This is a genomic window from Streptomyces sp. NPDC045021 (assembly GCF_056432645.1).
Window position 1 is genome coordinate 311,383 of record NZ_JBWKIQ010000006.1, and the last position, 16,364, is coordinate 327,746.

The 16,364-nt window shown below is 72.8% G+C and carries 16 protein-coding genes and 1 pseudogene; 9 read left to right on the forward strand and 8 right to left on the reverse strand.

All coding sequences use genetic code 11. The features are described 5' to 3' along the window. Positions 1-10 precede the first annotated feature (10 nt). Positions 11-1,441, reverse strand: coding sequence for a MocR-like pyridoxine biosynthesis transcription factor PdxR (pdxR, locus tag AC07DC_RS20635; RefSeq protein WP_478915829.1), 1,431 nt, complete (start codon positions 1,439-1,441; stop codon positions 11-13). Positions 1,442-1,490: 49 nt separating this feature from the next. Here pdxR and AC07DC_RS20640 point away from each other — a divergent pair, with 49 nt between their 5' ends. Then, positions 1,491-1,964 carry a carboxymuconolactone decarboxylase family protein gene (locus AC07DC_RS20640; protein ID WP_478915830.1) on the forward strand — a complete coding sequence of 158 codons (474 nt, stop codon included), beginning with the start codon at positions 1,491-1,493 and terminating at the stop codon, positions 1,962-1,964. Here the strand turns inward: AC07DC_RS20640 and AC07DC_RS20645 are convergent. Further along, complete coding sequence (locus tag AC07DC_RS20645) at positions 1,961-2,791, reverse strand: DMT family protein (RefSeq protein WP_478915985.1); 831 nt, start codon at positions 2,789-2,791, stop codon at positions 1,961-1,963. The two genes, AC07DC_RS20640 and AC07DC_RS20645, sit on opposite strands and share 4 nt — an antisense overlap. A 219-nt stretch (positions 2,792-3,010) precedes the next feature. Next, positions 3,011-4,216 (reverse strand): ornithine--oxo-acid transaminase, encoded by a 1,206-nt coding sequence (rocD, locus tag AC07DC_RS20650; RefSeq protein WP_478915831.1) that lies wholly within the window; start codon positions 4,214-4,216, stop codon positions 3,011-3,013. A 180-nt stretch (positions 4,217-4,396) separates the two neighbouring features. Between rocD and trpS the strand changes: the two genes are divergently transcribed. Both trpS and AC07DC_RS20660 read left to right on the forward strand, forming a co-directional pair. Beyond that, on the forward strand, positions 4,397-5,410 hold the full coding sequence (trpS, locus tag AC07DC_RS20655; RefSeq protein WP_478915832.1) for a tryptophan--tRNA ligase: 1,014 nt from the start codon (positions 4,397-4,399) through the stop codon (positions 5,408-5,410). A gap of 184 nt (positions 5,411-5,594) precedes the next feature. Then, on the forward strand, positions 5,595-6,170 hold the full coding sequence (locus AC07DC_RS20660) for a 2'-5' RNA ligase family protein (RefSeq protein ID WP_478915833.1): 576 nt from the start codon (positions 5,595-5,597) through the stop codon (positions 6,168-6,170). A 33-nt stretch (positions 6,171-6,203) separates the two neighbouring features. On the opposite strand, the gene AC07DC_RS20665 is transcribed toward AC07DC_RS20660, so the two are convergent. Further along, positions 6,204-6,959 (reverse strand): decaprenylphospho-beta-D-erythro-pentofuranosid-2-ulose 2-reductase, encoded by a 756-nt coding sequence (locus tag AC07DC_RS20665; protein ID WP_478915834.1) that lies wholly within the window; start codon positions 6,957-6,959, stop codon positions 6,204-6,206. 254 nt (positions 6,960-7,213) lie between these two features. Then, on the reverse strand, positions 7,214-8,578 hold the full coding sequence (locus AC07DC_RS20670) for an FAD-binding oxidoreductase (protein WP_478915835.1): 1,365 nt from the start codon (positions 8,576-8,578) through the stop codon (positions 7,214-7,216). Between the two features lie 205 nt (positions 8,579-8,783). Between AC07DC_RS20670 and AC07DC_RS20675 the strand changes: the two are divergent. The 4 genes and pseudogenes from AC07DC_RS20675 to AC07DC_RS20690 form a co-directional block, all read left to right on the forward strand. Further along, a pseudogene (locus AC07DC_RS20675) lies at positions 8,784-9,293 on the forward strand (phosphatase PAP2 family protein); the annotation flags it as partial. Positions 9,294-9,447: 154 nt separating this feature from the next. After that, the gene (locus tag AC07DC_RS20680; RefSeq protein WP_478915836.1) at positions 9,448-10,419 is read left to right on the forward strand and encodes a decaprenyl-phosphate phosphoribosyltransferase; all 972 of its coding nucleotides are present in this window, start codon (positions 9,448-9,450) and stop codon (positions 10,417-10,419) included. A gap of 35 nt (positions 10,420-10,454) precedes the next feature. Further along, complete coding sequence (locus AC07DC_RS20685; protein WP_478915986.1) at positions 10,455-10,916, forward strand: GtrA family protein; 462 nt, start codon at positions 10,455-10,457, stop codon at positions 10,914-10,916. A gap of 34 nt (positions 10,917-10,950) precedes the next feature. Further along, positions 10,951-11,880, forward strand: coding sequence for a YihY/virulence factor BrkB family protein (locus tag AC07DC_RS20690; RefSeq protein WP_478915837.1), 930 nt, complete (start codon positions 10,951-10,953; stop codon positions 11,878-11,880). Positions 11,881-11,926: 46 nt separating this feature from the next. On the opposite strand, the gene AC07DC_RS20695 is transcribed toward AC07DC_RS20690, so the two are convergent. After that, positions 11,927-13,192, reverse strand: a complete 1,266-nt coding sequence (locus AC07DC_RS20695) for a D-alanyl-D-alanine carboxypeptidase family protein (RefSeq protein ID WP_478915838.1) — start codon at positions 13,190-13,192, stop codon at positions 11,927-11,929. Positions 13,193-13,330: 138 nt separating this feature from the next. Here AC07DC_RS20695 and AC07DC_RS20700 point away from each other — a divergent pair, with 138 nt between their 5' ends. Together AC07DC_RS20700 and AC07DC_RS20705 are read left to right on the forward strand one after the other, a co-directional pair. Then, on the forward strand, positions 13,331-13,627 hold the full coding sequence (locus AC07DC_RS20700; protein ID WP_478915839.1) for an SCO4848 family membrane protein: 297 nt from the start codon (positions 13,331-13,333) through the stop codon (positions 13,625-13,627). Next, complete coding sequence (locus tag AC07DC_RS20705; protein ID WP_478915840.1) at positions 13,627-14,922, forward strand: metallophosphoesterase; 1,296 nt, start codon at positions 13,627-13,629, stop codon at positions 14,920-14,922. Before AC07DC_RS20700 ends, AC07DC_RS20705 begins: the two co-directional genes overlap by 1 nt. Here AC07DC_RS20705 and AC07DC_RS20710 read toward each other — a convergent pair. Together AC07DC_RS20710 and AC07DC_RS20715 are read right to left on the reverse strand one after the other, a co-directional pair. Beyond that, on the reverse strand, positions 14,908-15,825 hold the full coding sequence (locus AC07DC_RS20710; RefSeq protein ID WP_478915841.1) for a TetR/AcrR family transcriptional regulator: 918 nt from the start codon (positions 15,823-15,825) through the stop codon (positions 14,908-14,910). The two genes, AC07DC_RS20705 and AC07DC_RS20710, sit on opposite strands and share 15 nt — an antisense overlap. A gap of 10 nt (positions 15,826-15,835) precedes the next feature. After that, on the reverse strand, positions 15,836-16,360 hold the full coding sequence (locus AC07DC_RS20715) for a thiol-disulfide oxidoreductase DCC family protein (protein ID WP_478915842.1): 525 nt from the start codon (positions 16,358-16,360) through the stop codon (positions 15,836-15,838). Between the last annotated feature and the right edge of the window lie 4 nt (positions 16,361-16,364).

Genomic DNA, 16,364 nt, shown 5'->3' on the forward strand with positions numbered 1-16,364 from the left:
CACACCGCGCTCAGCGGCCGGCGGCGTCGGCGAGCAGCGCGCACAACGCGTCGAGCGCGCCGGTGAAGGCGTGTTCGGGCGGGGTGCCGAAGCCGACGACCAGGGCGTCGGGCCCGTCCGTCGGGCCGTTGTACGCGTCGAGGCCCGCGAGGGCGAGGCCCGACCGGGCCGCGCGGGCGACGAGCTCGCCCACCGCGGGTGCGCCGGGCGGCAGTTCCAGCACGGCGTGCAGCCCGGCCGCGATGCCCGACACGCGCACCCGGGGCGCGTGCACGGCGAGCGCCGCGACCAGCCGGTCGCGGCGCCTGCGGTAGTGCAGCCGCATCCGCCGCACATGGCGGTCGTAGCCGCCCGAGCGGATCAGTTCGGCGAGCGTCAGCTGGTCCATGACGGGGGAGTGGCGGTCGGCGGACCGCTTCTCGTCCACCACCGCGTCGAGGAGCGCCGGCGGGAGGACGAGCCAGGCCAGCCGTACGCCGGGTGCCAGGCTCTTGCTGGCGGTCCCGGCGTAGACGACCTGGCCGGGGGCGAGCCCCTGGAGCGCCCCGACCGGCTGGCGGTCGTAACGGAACTCGCCGTCGTAGTCGTCCTCGATGACGGTCCCGCCGGTGGCCCGCGCCCACTCCACCACCGCGGTGCGCCGCTCGGGCGAGAGCGGCACCCCGATCGGGAACTGGTGCGCCGGTGTCAGCAGCACCGCGTCCGCCGCGGGCAGCCCGTCGAGCCGGGCGCCACCGGCGTCCACGGGCAGCTCGACGGTGCCGAGTCCCGTCGAGCGCAGGATCCGGCGGGTGTCGGGGAAGCCGACCGCCTCGACGCCGATCCGGCGCGCGCCGCGGGCGCGCAGCGCGCGGCCCAGCAGCCCGGTCCCCTGGATGAACCCCGAACAGACCAGGATCAGCTCGGGGTCGGCCCGCACCCCGCGCACCCGCGCCAGATACTCCGCGAGCGCCTGCCGCAGCTCGGGGCGGCCGCGCGGGTCCGAGTAGCCGAAGGCGTCGTTGGGCGCGGCGGCCATCGCGCGGCGCGCCGCCGCGAGCCAGGCGCCGCGCGGGAACGACGACAGGTCGGAGCTACCGGGCCGCAGATCGTACGGGTAGCCGTCGGCGGCCGGATTCCCCAGCAGCAGCCCCTGCTGCTCGGGGCCGGCCCGGCGGGCGGCCGGGCGGGGCGGCGGCGCGCTGCCCGCCACCTGGGTGCCCGAGCCCTGCCGGGCGGCGAGCCAGCCCTCCGCGACCAGCTGGCCGTACGCGTCGGCGACCGTGTTCCGGGCCAGACCGAGATCCTTGGCCAGCGCCCTTGACGACGGCAGCCGGGTCCCCGCGGCGAGCCGGCCGTCCCGTACCGCCTCGCGCAGCGCCCGCTCCAGACCGGCCCGCGCGCCGGTGCCGGCGGTCAGGTCCAGATGGAGGTCGACCCCGGAAATGGCCCAGTCGTTCATCTCCCAAGTGGACCATGCGACGGGGCCACTGCCCGCCTAGCGTGGAGTCATGACTTCGACCGACCGGACCACCGTTCCCGCTCCCGCCCAGCGCATCAACCTGATGAAGTCCGCCCCCGACGTCTACGAGGCGATCGTGGCGCTCAACAAGGCCGCCGCCCACGGCCTCGACCCGATCGTCGCCGAGCTGGTCAAGGTCCGCGCGTCCCAGCTCAACGGCTGCGCCTTCTGCCTGGACATGCACTCGCACGACGCGAGCAGGCTCGGCGTGTCGGAGCAGAAGCTCCACGGCATCGGGGTCTGGCGCGAGACGCCCTTCTTCACCGCCCGCGAGCGCGCAGCCCTCGCCCTCTCCGAATCCGTCACCCGCCTCGGCGACCACGGCGTCCCCGACGACATCTTCGACGAGGCCGCCCGGCACTTCGACGAGGACGAGCTGGCGCGACTGATCGCCATGTGCATCACCATCAACGCCTGGAACCGGGTCGGCGTCACCTGCCGCCTCTCGCCGACCGCGCGCTAAACATCCGGCGGCGCGCCGCCTTCCCCGAACCGGGCCAGCGCCAGCGCGCCGAGCACCGCCAGCGCGAAGCCCGCGATCGCCAGCGGCGCCAGGCCCGGCCGGGTGCGGTCGCCGAGCGTGACCACCCCGACCAGGGCCGGCCCGACGGTCTCGCCGATCACCATCCCGGCGGTGGCGGCGGTCACCGAGCCGCGCTGCAGGGCCGACGTCAGCAGCAGGAAGGCGGCGCCGCCGCCGATGAGCAGCGCGTAGGACGCCGGATTGGCGAGTACGGCGCGCGGCGACAGGTCGTCGACCAACCGCACCGCGACCTCGACGACCCCGAAGCCGATCCCCGCGCCGAACCCCAGCGCGGCGGCCCGCGCCCGGTCCGGCAGCCGCCCGGCCACCACGCCGAGACCCAGCACCGCGAACGAGGTGGCCAGCACGCCCCACCGCAGCGCCGTGCTCCCGACGCCGTCGCCCTCCCGCCCGGACGCGAGGCCCAGCATCCCCAGCCCGCCGCACACGGCGGCCACCGCACACCACTCGACGCCCTTCAGCCGCACCCGCAGGAGCCGCGCGGCGGCGACCGCGGTGACCGCCAGACTCGCCGCGAGCGCGGCGCCGACCGCGTAGATCGGCAGCACCCGCAGCGCCACGATCTCGAGCACGAACCCGGCGGCGTCGAGCCCGAGCCCGGCCACGTACCGCCACTGACGCAGCGCCCGCATCAGCAGCCGGGCATCCACCCCGGACCCGCTCCCGGGCGTGGCGGCCCGCGCCGCGACGGCCTGCAACACCGACGCGATCCCGAAACAGACCGCCGCGCCGAGCGCACAAAGCATTCCCACGACCATGCGCCGACCCTAGGCCCCGCCCGACCACTGATCGGGCTGACGGACCGACGGCACGCGGAGCCGAACGTGGACAGGAGGGGGACGGGCGCGCAGGGGTGGGGGTTCGAAATGCTGCCGAGCTATTTGTGAGCCGCCAGGCTCGTAAATAGTCGATTTCGAACCCCCACCTCGGAGCGACCGGCCCCCAACCCACGAACCGGCCCGACCTCAGCCCGCGAGAACAGCCCGCAGCTGCTCCAGCCCCCAGTCCAGATCCTCCTTCGAGATCACCAGCGGCGGCGCCAGCCGAATCGTGCTGCCGTGCGTGTCCTTCACCAGCACCCGCCGGTCCATCAGCCGCTCCGACACCTCGCGACCCGTCCCGTGCCCCGCCGCGATGTCGATGCCCGCCCACAGCCCGCGCCCCCGCACCGCCGCGACCGGCCCGTTGCCGGTGAGGAGGCCGAGCTCGTGGTGCAGGTGGTCGCCGAGTTCGGCGGCGCGCTGCTGGTACTCGCCGGTGCGCAGCATCGCGATGACCTCCAGCGCGACCGCGCAGGCCAGCGGGTTCCCACCGAAGGTGGACCCGTGCTCGCCGGGGTGGAAGACGCCCAGCACCGCCGCAGACGACACGACCGCCGAAACCGGCACCACCCCACCCCCCAGCGCCTTCCCCAGGACGTACATGTCGGGCACGACACCCTCGTGCTCGCACGCGAAGGTGCGGCCCGTGCGCCCGAGCCCCGACTGGATCTCGTCGGCGATGAAGAGCACGTTCCGGTCGCGGGTGAGCGCCCGCACCCCCGCCAGATAGCCCGGCGGCGGCACCAGCACCCCCGCCTCGCCCTGGATCGGCTCCAGCAGCACCGCGACGGTGTGCTCGTCGACGGCGGCCTCCATCGCGGCGAGGTCGCCGTACGGAACGATCTGGAACCCGGGCGTGTACGGCCCGAAGTCGGCGCGCGCCTCCTCGTCCGTCGAGAAGCTGATGATCGTCGTCGTACGGCCGTGGAAGTTGCCGTCCGCGACGACGATCTTCGCCTTGCCGTCGGGCACGCCCTTGACCCGGTAGCCCCACTTCCGGGCGGTCTTGACCGCGGTCTCGACCGCCTCGGCGCCGGTGTTCATCGGCAGCACCATCTCCATGCCGCACAGCTCGGCGAGGCGCGTACAGAAGTCGGCGAACCGGTCGTGGTGGAAGGCGCGCGAGGTGAGCGTCACCCGTTCGAGCTGGGCCCTGGCGGCGTCGAGCAGCCGCCGGTTGCCGTGGCCGAAGTTGAGGGCCGAGTAGCCGGCCAGCATGTCCAGGTACCGGCGGCCCTCGACGTCCGTCATCCACGCGCCTTCCGCGGTGGCGACGACGACCGGCAGCGGATGGTAGTTGTGGGCGCTGTGGGCCTCTGCGGCGGCAATGCTGGTGTCCGTTGTCGTCACGTACGTGCTCCGTTCGTGGTGCGTCGGGAGTTGTTGCCTCGGGGCGGGGTGACGCCCCTTTCTATCGTCGGTCGGGCGCAATGCGATGAAACCTTGCGGAGACAGCTGGTCGGGGCGCGACTGCGCGGCGGTGCCGGGGAGGGGGGTGATCGTGCCCGGGCGACCTGAGAGAATGACGGCATGGCCAACGACCGTCCGCGCGCGCTCTCCGGTATCCAGCCCACCGCAGGCTCCTTCCACCTGGGGAACTACCTGGGTGCGATCCGCCAGTACGTGGCGCTCCAGGAGACCCATGACGCGTTCTACATGGTCGTGGACCTGCACGCCATCACGGTTCCGCAGGACCCCGCCGAGCTGCGGTCCAACACCCGCCTCGCGGCGGCGCAGCTGCTGGCGGCGGGCCTGGACCCGGACCGCTGCACGCTCTTCATCCAGAGCCATGTGCCGGAGCACGCGCAGCTCGGCTGGGTGATGAACTGCCTGACCGGTTTCGGCGAGGCCGGCCGGATGACGCAGTTCAAGGACAAGTCGGCGAAGCAGGGGGCGGACCGGGCGACCGTGGGCCTCTTCACGTACCCGATCCTGCAGGTCGCGGACATCCTGCTGTACCAGGCGGACGCGGTGCCGGTCGGTGAGGACCAGCGGCAGCACGTCGAGCTGACCCGCGATCTGGCGGGGCGTTTCAACACCCGCTACGGCGACACGTTCACCGTCCCGGCGCCGTACATCGTCAAGGAGACCGGGAAGATCTACGACCTGCAGGACCCGACGGCGAAGATGAGCAAGTCGGCGTCGTCCCCGAAGGGTCTGATCAACCTCCTCGACGAGCCGAAGGTCTCGGCGAAGAAGATCAGGAGCGCGGTCACCGACACCGGCACCGTGGTCCGTTTCGACGAGAAGGACAAGCCGGGCATCAGCAACCTCCTCACCATCTACTCCACTCTCACCGGTACCGGAATCGCGGAACTGGAGCAGCGGTACGAGGGCAAGGGCTACGGTGCGCTGAAGACGGACCTCGCTGAGCAGTTTGTGGAGTGGGTCACACCGTTCCGGGAGCGCACGCAGGAATACCTGGGCGACCCGGAGACGTTGGACGCTGTCCTGGCCAAGGGTGCGGAGAAGGCGCGCGCCGTGGCCGCGGAGACGCTGGCCAGCGCGTATGACCGCATTGGCTTCCTGCCCGCGAAGCACTGAAACACTCCCGAGCACCGGCGCAGCGCCGTCCCGAAAGGGTCCGGTGGGGGCGGTGAACGGGTCCGAGGTCCCGGCAGAGTGTGTCCGACGACGCTCGCGGCGCGACCCGCGCACGCGTCACACTGAGAGCAGACCGAACAGCGCCCGCGAGGCGCCCGTGATCCGGGGAAGAGGGGTGAACGCAGTGGGGACCAGCACGATCGGAGTCTCGATCGCGGTCCCGGAGCCCTACGGGCGCCTGCTCCAGGAGGCGCGCGCGGGTTTCGGCGACCCGGCCGCGTACGCCATCCCCACGCACGTCACGCTGCTGCCGCCGACCGAGATCGACTCCGGTGACCTCCCGGCGCTGCGCCGCCACCTCGCGAAGGTCGCGGCGGCCGGTCGGCCCTTCCCGATGCGGCTGGAGGGCACGGACACCTTCCGTCCGCTCTCCCCGGTGGTCTACGTGCACCTGGCCGACGGCACCCGCGAGTGCACCGAGCTGCAGGGCGAGGTGCGGTCCGGGCCGGTCGTGCGCGAGCTGCAGTTCCCGTACCACCCGCATGTGACCGTCGCGCACGGCATCGCCGAGGAGGCGATGGACCGGGCCTACGCGGAGCTCGCGGAGTTCACCGCGACGTGGACGGCCACCGGTTTCGCCCTGTACGAGCAGGGCGGTGACGGGGTCTGGCGCAAGATGCGCGAGTACCCGTTCGGCATCGACACCTGTGGTGCCGTTCCGCACCAGCAGGGCGCCCGCGCCACCACAACGCCCCGCTGATCCCCCCTGATCCCCTGACGGGATCGTCGGCCCTCAGACCGGCAGCTTCCTGAAGAGCGTGCGCGGCACGTGCCGCAGCGCCGACATGACGAAGCGCAGCGCGCCGGGCACCCACACCGTCTCGGAGTGACGCCGCAGGCCGGTCTCGATGGCCTGCGCGACCGCCTCGGGAGTCGTGGCCAGCGGCGCTTCCGGCAGCCCCGCCGTCATTTTCGTGCGGACGAAGCCGGGCCGGACGACCATCACGTGCACGCCCGAGCCGTGCAGCGCGTCGCCGAGGCCCTGGGCGAAGGCATCCAGGCCCGCCTTGCTCGACCCGTAGACGAAGTTGCTCCGCCGGGCCCGCTCGCCGGCCACCGAGGAGAGCACGACCAGCGAGCCGTGCCCCTGCCGCCGCAGCGCGCTCGCGCACACCAGGGAGGCGGAGACCGCCCCCGTGTAGTTGACCTGCGCGACATGGACGGCCGACAGGGGCTCCCGCTCGTCGCGGGCCTGGTCGCCCAGCACGCCGAAGGCGAGCAGCACCATGTCGATGTCGCCCTCGGTGAAGAGCTTGCCGAGCACTTCCTCGTGGGACACGGTGTCCAGCGCGTCGAAGGGCACGACGTGCGCGTCCGCGCCCAGCGACCGCAGATGCTCGGCGGCGGCGTCGAGGGCGGGGGAGGGGCGGCCCGCCAGATGGACGGTCCTGGTGCGGCGCCCGACGAGGCGGCGGGCGGTGGCGAGCGCGATCTCGGAGGTGCCGCCGAGGATCAGCAGGGACTGGGGGGTGCCGAAGGCGTCTTTCACTGCGGGGAGCTCCTAGGGAGTGTCTTCAAAGTAGCGTCGTCCGCCCGGAGGGCGGGGGCGCGGCGGGGTCTGGTGCGTGCGGTCGCAAGGCGGAGGAGGGAGTCCATGCGGTGGGGGCACCTCCCAGCGGTAGCTGGGGGCCATCGGCGACCGACGACAACGCCGCGAGCGTGCGTGCCAGACCCCGCCGGCCAGACGGGACTTTGAAGACACGACCTAGCGGGCCCGGGGGCCGGGGACGGTGACGACACGATCTAGAGGGCCAGGCGGCGGGCGAGGTCCGAGGTGAAGACCCCGCGGGGGTCGAGCTCGGAGCGCAGCTGCCGGAAGGCGTCGAGCCGCGGGTACATGCCGGGCAGCAGTTCGGGGCGCAGCCGGGAGTCCTTGGCGAGGTAGACGCGGCCGCCGGCGGCGGCGACCTCGTCGTCGAGGACGTCGAGGAAGGTGTCCAGGCCCGGCATGGTCGCGGGGATGTCGAGGGCGAGGGTCCAGCCGGCCATCGGGAAGGAGAGCAAGCCCGGATCGGCCTCGCCGAACCGCTTGAGCACGGCGAGGAACGACGGGCAGCCGCGGCGGCTGATCCGTTCCACGATGCGGCGCAGCGCGCTCTCCTGCCCGTTGCCGATGACGAACTGGTACTGGACGAAGCCGCTGCGCCCGTAGATCCGGTTCCAGTCCGGCACCCCGTCGAGCGGGTGGAAGAACGTCGAGAGCTTCTGCAGTTCGCCGCGCCGCTCGTGGGGCGCCTTGTGGTACCAGAGGGCGTTGAAGAGTCCGACGGTGCCGCGGCCGAGCAGCCCTTCCGGTACGAAGCGCGGGGCGCCGGGGAGCCGGCCGGGCCGGAAGTCGAGCGGTGCCCGGCGGGCGCGCGGCGGCAGGGCGTCGAGCGGGGCGTGGTCGCCGCGGGTCAGGACGGCGCGGCCGGTCTTCGCGCCGCGGGCGAGCAGATCGATCCAGGCGACCGAGTAGCGGTAGCGGTGGTCGGTCGCGGTGAGCCGGGCCATCAGGTCGTCGAGGTCGGTGGCCCGTTCGGTGTCGACCCTCATCAGCGAGGTCTCCACCGGCAGCAGCTGGATCGTCGCGGCGAGCACGACACCGGTCAGGCCCATGCCGCCGGCTGTCGCCCAGAAGAGGTCCGGCTCGTCCTCGGGTGTGACCAGGCGGGTGCCGCCGTCCGCCATGAGCAGCTCGATGGCGCGCACGTGCCGGGTGAACGACCCCGACACGTGGTGGTTCTTGCCGTGGATGTCGGTGCCGATGGCCCCGCCGACCGTGACGTACCGGGTGCCGGGGCTGACGGGTACGAACCAGCCGAGCGGCAGCAGGATCTGCATCAGCCGGTGCAGGCTCACCCCGGCGTCGCAGACCACCAGGCCGTTGATGGCGTCGATCTCGTGGATCCGGTCGAGGCCCGTCATGTCGAGGACGGAGCCGCCGGCGTTCTGCGCCGCGTCGCCGTACGCCCGGCCGAGCCCGCGGGCGATGGCGCCGCGGCCTCCGCAGTCCCGGATCGCTTCGGCCGCTTCCTCGTAGGTGCGCGGGCGGAGTACGTGTGCGGTGGTGGGCGCGGTGCGGCCCCAGCCGGAGACGGGGGTGCTCAGGGCGGAGGGTGCAGGCATACGGGTGACCGTATCGCCCGACAAGTGATGAATGACCGTATATGACGTGTCTGTCACTGAAACGGGTGACTGATGGTGAGTCAGAAGCAATAAGTGGGCATATTAAATCACTATCCCTTTTGTTCTGGAGGGGGAGGAGCCACGAACGAGGGAGAACCCGACGGTGCGAACTCCGGACTCCGCCGCGTCCCGTGCGTCCGAGCGTGTGTCGGACGCGGACCGCCGGCTGCTCACCGCGCTGCACCGGTGCGGCGACGGCCCGCACATCGCCCGCGCCGCGCGGGCCCTGTCCTGGAGCGGCGAGCACGGCGCGCTGTGGCTCGCCGCCGGGCTCGCGGGCGCGTCCGTGGACCGGCCGCGCCGCCGCGCCTGGCTGCGGGCCACCGCCCTGGTCGGCGCCGCGCACCTGGCGAGCATGGGCGTCAAACGGGTCGTCCGCCGGCCCCGCCCGCAACTGCCCGGCGTGCGGCCCCTGGTGAGCACCGCGGGCCGGCACAGCTTCCCCAGCTCGCACGCCGCGTCGTCGGCGGCCGCGGCCGTCGCCTTCGGCGCGCTGCTGCCGGGCCCGTTCCGCCTGTTCGACCCGTTCCCGACGGTGGCCGCCTGCATGTGCGTGTCGCGGCTGGTCGTGGGCGTGCACTACCCGAGCGATGTCGCCGCGGGCGCCGCGCTGGGCGCCGCCACCGCCCGACTGGGCCGGGCCTGGTCGCTGGGTGCGCCGGGAGCACGGTCCCCGGGAGCACGGTCCCCGGGAGCACGTACCCCGGGTGTGGGGATCCGTGACGTGGGGGTCCGTGAGGTGCGGGTCCGTGACGTGGGGGTCCGTGACCTGGGGATCCCTGAAGTGCCGGCTCCGGGAGGCGGATCCCATGGCTGAGCCCACCTCGGCGATCCTCGACGAGGCACCCCGTCCGCCGCGCCCCGCCCCCGCCGCCGGGATGTTGCGCACGGTGGCGGGCCTGCCGGGCGGCCTGGTCCGTACCGCCAGGCCGCGGCAGTGGGTCAAGAACGGCCTGGTGCTCGCCGCGCCGGTCGCCGCCGGGCGGCTCCTGTCCCACCACGGGCTGATCCAGCTCGGCATCGTCTTCGCGCTCTTCACCGCCTGCGCGTCCGCCGTCTACCTGGTCAACGACGCGCGCGACGCCGAGGCCGACCGCGCCCACCCGGTCAAGTGCCACCGCCCCGTCGCCAGCGGCCGGCTCCCGGTGCCGGTCGCGTACACGGCGGGCGCGCTGCTCGGTGTCCTCGCACCGGTCGCCGCGTACGTGCTGTGCAACGTGGCGACCGCCGGGCTGCTCGCCGCGTACCTCGTCATGCAGCTCGCGTACTGCCTCCGGCTCAAGCACGTCCTCGTCGTGGACCTCGTCGTCGTCACCACCGGCTTCCTCATGCGCGCGATGGCCGGCGGCTTCGCCCTCGACATCGACCTGTCGCGCTGGTTCCTGATCACCTCGGGGTTCGGCGCGCTCTTCATGGTCGCCGCCAAGCGCTACTCGGAACTGCTCCTGATGTCCGGCGCCGAGGGCGAGGCGGGCGCCTCGCGGTCCCTGCTGACCGCCTACACCACCGGCTATCTGCGGTTCGTCTGGCAGCTCGCGGCCGGGGTGGCGGTCCTCGCGTACGGCATGTGGGCGATGGAGACCGGCGCCGCCGCCACCGGCTCACTGCCCTGGCGGCAGCTGTCCATGATCCCGTTCATCCTGTCGGTGCTCCGCTACGCCGTCTTCGCCGACGCGGGCGCGGCCGGCGCGCCGGAGGACGTGGTGCTGCACGACCGCCCGCTGCTCGTCATCGCCCTCGGCTGGGCGGTGCTCTACGCCCTCGCGGTGGCCGAGCTGTGACGTACGGCCTGCGGCGGCGGGCGAAGCGCGGGGCGATGCGCGGCGAGGAGCACGGCGGCTCCTCGACGCTGCGCTCCGAGATCCTCGGGTTCGCGATGGCCGGCGCCGCCGCCTACGCCGTCGACCTCGGCCTGTTCATCTGGCTGCGCGGCCCCGGCGGCTTCGGGCCGCTCACCGCCAAGGCGCTGTCCTTCCTCGCCGGCTGCACGGTCGCGTACGCCGGCAACGCGCTGGGCACCTACCGCGGCCGCCCGCCCGCCGTGAGCCGCGCCCGCCAGTACGGGATCTTCTTCGCGTTCAACGTGGCGGGCGCGGTGGTACAGCTCCTGTGCCTCGCCCTGTCGCACTACGTCCTCGGGCTCACCGACCCGCGCGCGGATGTGATCTCGGGCGCCGGCATCGGCATGGCACTGGCCACCGCGCTGCGCTTCTGGGGAACGCGGACCTTCGTCTTCGGACGGCCCGGACCGTCCTCGTCCCAGGAGTGCGCGCGCTGACGGAGGGTAGGCGCGCAGACATGGAGTGGATCACATGGAGTGGCTGACGAAACTGCGGTGGATCGGCCCGTGGATCAGCCGGCTGATGCGGACCCACGCCTGGCGCTCCTTCGAGCACCTCCAGGAAGTGCACTGGAGCCGGCTGGCCGCGGCCGTCACCTTCACCAGCTTCCTCTCCCTCTTCCCGCTGATCACCGTCGCGGCGGCGATCGGCGCGGCCCTGCTCTCCGACCAGCAGCTCCAGGACATCCAGAAGAAGGTCTCCGAGCAGGTCCCCGGCATCTCCGACCAACTCGACATCAACGGCCTGGTCGCCAACGCCGGCACCATCGGCCTCATCGCCGGCGCGCTGCTGCTCTTCACCGGCCTCGGCTGGGTCGCCTCGCTGCGGGACTGCCTGCGCGCGGTCTGGGAGAAGGACGACGAGGACGAGAACCCGATCCTGAGCCGGCTCAAGGACCTCGGGATCCTGCTCGGCCTCGGCGCCGCCGCCGTCGTCTCGCTGGCCGCCTCGGGCTTCGCCACCGCCGCCGTCGGCTGGGCCGCCGACCACCTCGGCCTTGAACACAGCAGCCCCGGCCGGTTCTTCCTCACCGCCGCGGGCTTCTGCATCGCCGTCGTCGCGGACTTCGTGCTCCTGGTCGTCCTGCTCACCCTCCTGCCCGGCGTCGAACCCCCGCGCCGCAGGGTCGTCGTCGCGGGCCTCGTCGGCGCCATCGGCTTCGAGCTCCTCAAGCTGGTCCTCAGCAGCTACCTGCGGAACGTCGCCGCCAAGAGCATGTACGGCGCGTTCGGCGTCCCCGTCGCCCTGCTGCTCTGGATCAACTTCATGGCCAAACTCCTCCTGTTCTGCGCCGCCTGGACAGCCGTCCCGCCCAAGGACGACGCCCCCGCGGCAGACCCCCAGCCCCCCGGCGAACCGGCACCCGCCAAAGACCACCCCGAACCCGCCCACCCGTCCTGACACGTCCGGCCCGGGTGCGTCCCGGGGGGATGGGACAGTCCGTCGGTCAGTCGACGATTTCGTCGTGGGGGTTGCGGTGGGGGGTGAGCGGTAGGGGCTGGGGGGTTCGGCGGCGGCGGATCAGGAGGACGAGGGCGGTGGCCAGTGCCAGTGCGCCGGCGGCGATGGCGGCGGCGGTCCAGAGGCGGGTCGAGCCGGACGTGCTGGTGACCGTGGCCTGTGCCGGGCCCCGGGTGTCCTTGGTGTCCTTGGCGGGGGCGTTGGCGTTGGCGGCGCTCCGCGTCGGGACGAGGGTGCCGACGGGCTTGACGGTGGAGGCGGCCTTGAAGCCCCAGTCCAGCAGGGCTGCCGTCTCCTTGTAGACCGTGCCGCTGCCCGCGGCCGGGTGCATCACGGTGACCAGCAGGGTGCGCCCGTCGCGCTCGGCCGCGCCGGTGAAGGTGTTGCCCGCGTTGGTGGTGTAACCGTTCTTCACGCCGAGCAGGCCCGGGTAGCGGTGGACGCCGTCGGCGCCGGTCAGCAGGCGGTCGGTGTTCTGTATGCCGAAGGTGCCGCGCACCTTCGTCGGCTTGCCCGCCTTGTCCTTCACGTAGTCGCCGGGGAACTGGGCGTTGGCCGTCGCGCAGTACTCGCGGAAGTCCGGGTTCTTCATCCCCGACCGGGCGAAGAGCGTGAGGTCGTAGGCGCTGCTGACCTGGCCCGGCATGTCGTAGCCGTCGGGCGACACGACGTGGGTGTCGTCGGCCTGCAACTCCTTGGCCTGGGCGTTCATCTCCTGCACGGTCTTGTCGACGCCGCCGTTCATCGTGGCGAGGACGTGCACGGCGTCGTTGCCCGAGTGCAGGAAGACCCCGAGCCACAGGTCGTGGACCGTGTAGCTGAGCTTCTCCTTGATGCCGACGAGGCTGCTGCCCTCGCCCATCCCGCGCAGGTCGGAGTCGGCGACCGTGTGCACCTGGGTCTTCTGGAACCTGGGCAGCACGGTGTCGGCGAAGAGCATCTTGAGGGTGCTGGCGGGAGCCAGCTGCCAGTGCGCGTTGTGCGCGGCGAGCACCTCGCCGGTCGACGCGTCCGCGACGATCCACGAACGGGCGGAGAGCTTCGGCAGCGGCGGGCTGCCGGCCTCCGGCTGGACCTGGGTGCCGGGCACCCCGAGCCGTTCGCCGCCGACTGTCGACATACTGGCCGGAGGTACCGGCTCTTTCGTTCTGCCGTCCGCGTGGGCGGGAGACGCGAGCAGCGGACCGGACGCCAGGGCAGCGGCGCACAGGGCCAGCAGGGAACGGCGGAAGACGCGTGCAGGCTTGGACACCAGCAGAACGTACAGGCCTGGTGGCGGAACGCGCGCCCTTCGGTTGTCCTGCGGACGAGTGAGGATTCGCACGCCCCCGAGGTGGAACCATCCGGACCCTGTCGGCCGTTGCCGTGCGGGAGTCTCCATACTGGACGTATGAAGCTCAACCGCCCCGTCTCCTGGTTCCTGGTCGCCTTCGGTGTGTGGTCCTGGATCGTCTGGACCACCTTCGTCAAGAACCTGTGGAAGGACGTCAGCGGGCTCGCCTTCGACAACGGCTCCCCGACGGCGTACTTCTGGGTGCACCTGACGCTCGCGATCACCTCGTTCCTGCTGGGAACGGCGATCGGCGCGCTCGGGCTGCGGTCGCTGCGGGTCCTGAAGCGGGAAGCTGCCGGGACCGCAGCCGGGACCACCGCCGAAGCGCGCCCCTCCGACACGGCCTCCGTTTAGTGATCGTCGTCTTCGTCCTGGGCGCGCTGGCCGTCCTGGCGCTGCTCGCCGCGCTGCACCGGTACCTGTGGCGGCGACTGGTCCGCGACGTGTCGGCGCCGGGCGGCTGGTACCGGCGCATCGGGACGGTGCTCGCCTTCGTCCTCCCGCTGACCAGCCTGGGCGCGCTGGTCGGCGGCCGCGAGCTGCCGCTGACGGGCGAACGGTGGCTGGCCTGGCCGGGCTACATGTGGCTCGCGGTGCTGATCTATCTGACGTTCGCGCTGCTGGTGGGCGAGGCGGTACGGCCCCTGCTGCGCCGCGCCCTCGACCGCCGGGCGGCGGCCAGGACAAAACCGGAGGAAGTGGTTCCGGCGGCGGTTCCGGCAACTGTTCCGCCGGCGGCAACGCCGCCGGCGGCAGCCACAGCGGCAGCCGACACACCGGCCGCCGCCGACACACCGGCCGACGCCGACGGACCGGCCGCCGACGCCACCCGGCGGCAGTTCGTCGCCCGCACCGTCGCCGTCGCGTCCGTCGCCGCGGCCGCCGGGATCGTCGGCTACGGCACGTACGGCGTCCTGCGCGGCCCCCGGCTGAAGAACGTGACCGTGCCCCTGGCGAAGCTGCCCGCACGCGCGGACGGCTACCGGATCGCGGTGGTCAGCGACATCCACCTCGGACCGATCCTGGGGCGGTCGCACACCCAGCGGATCGTCGACACGATCAACGGCGCGCGCCCCGACCTGGTGGCGATCGTCGGCGACCTGGTCGACGGGACCGTCGCCGATCTGGGCCCGGCCGCCGAGCCGCTCGCCCAGCTGCGGGCCCGGCACGGCTCGTACTTCGTGACCGGCAACCACGAGTACTTCTCGGGCGCGGCCCCGTGGGTCGACTTCGTGCGGGAGTTGGGCGTCCACCCGCTGGAGAACGCCCGGGTGGAGCTGCCCGGCTTCGATCTCGCGGGCGTCAACGACATCTCCGGCGCGGACCACCATGCCGCGCCGGACTACGGCAAGGCGCTCGACGACCGGGACAGGACCCGGGCCGCCGTCCTGCTCGCGCACCAGCCGGTGATGATCCACGAAGCGGTGAAGCACGGCGTGGACCTGCAGCTCTCCGGGCACACGCACGGCGGCCAGCTCTGGCCGGGCAACTACATCGCGGAGCTGGCGAACCCCACGGTGGCGGGCCTCGACCGGTACGGCGACACGCAGTTGTACGTGACCCGCGGTGCGGGCGCCTGGGGCCCGCCGGTCCGGGTCGGGGCGCCGTCGGACATCACCATTGTGAAGCTGGTGTCACTGCGCGCGTGACGCCCGCTTCGCGGCGCGCTTCGCCGCCCGCTTGGCGGGGGCCTTCGCGACGGGTTCGACGGGTTCGGTGGCGCCGGCGCCGGCCGTAGCCGAAACCTTCGCGCCCGAACCCGAACCCGCACCCGCACCCGCGCCCCCCGACGACTTCTGGGCCGAGATGAACGTCGGCAGGATGAAGTCGTGGATGAGCCCCTTGGCGTCCCTGACCAGCGGCCGGAACACCCGGTAGCGCGAGAGGCTGACGACCTTCGCCACCAGCGGAGTGCACCGCTTGACGAAGTTCCGGGTGCGTTCGGTGTCGTCGGTGCGGTCGAAGACCCAGTACAGCACCACGATCATGAGGTGCAGCCAGAGCAGGTCCGGGAGGAGTTCGGCCAGTTCGGCGTCGAGCTTGGGGGCCAGCTCGGAACCGTTCAGCACCTCGTCGAAGATGGCGACGGCGGTGGCCCGCGCCGGGTGCGACTCGTTCGAGAACGGGCTGAGCGGGCTGTCCGGGTCGGCCGCCGTGCGGAAGAACTGCGACGCGAACTCGTGGTACGGGGCGGCGCAGTCCACCCACGAGGTCAGGGCGATCTCCAGGCGCTTGGAGAAGTCCGTGACGCCGGCCATCTTGGCGTGGGCGTCGAGCGCGTGCTCGTGCGTCATCCGGTCGTAGAAGCCCTGGATCAGGAACTCCTTCGACGCGAAGTAGTAGTAGGCGTTGCCGACCGACACCCCGGCCTCGGTCGCGATCGCCCGCATCGTCGTCTTGTTGTAGCCGCGCTCCTGGAACATCCGCATCGCGGTGTCCAGGATGAGCGCCCGGGTCAGCTCGCTCTTGTCGGTCTTCGGTCGCGCCCGGCCGCCTGGCAGTTCGGCGGCCGGGACGGCGTCCTCGGACGGGCTGCGGTCAGTTTCTTCCACGAGGGTGAGCCTAACCGCCGTGCCGGCACGCATCGCCGCAGTCCTCATGGGCCGGCAGGACCGGCCGCCCGGTGTCGGCCCGGGCGGTGCCCCAGCCGTCGTACGGGCTCGTCGCCGCGCGGTACTTGGCGGCCGCCAGGACCGCGGCGCGGGCGAGCGGCGCCCCGACCGGGGTGCTGAAGCGGTGGGCCGTGGGACGGTACTCGGCGAGCGCCCACAGGACGACGATCCAGGCGGCGTCGCCCGTGTAGAGCTGCCCCTGGTCGCCGATGACGGTGATCCGGCTCAGGGTCGCGGCATGGTCGAGGTCCGGGTACCGGTGGCGCGCCTCGGGGGAGCAGGCGGGGACCAGGTCCAGCGGGACGAGCTGGCGCTGCCGGGCGAGCCAGCCCCGTACGAAGGTGCAGAGCTTGCAGTCGGCGTCGTACAGGACGGTCAGCCGGCGAACCGGGACGCGGGCGTCCCGGTAGGCCGGTGCGGGTGCCGCTGCCCCCTGGGGGGCAGCCTCCGCGGCGTGGGTGGCGTCGGCGGCCATGGTG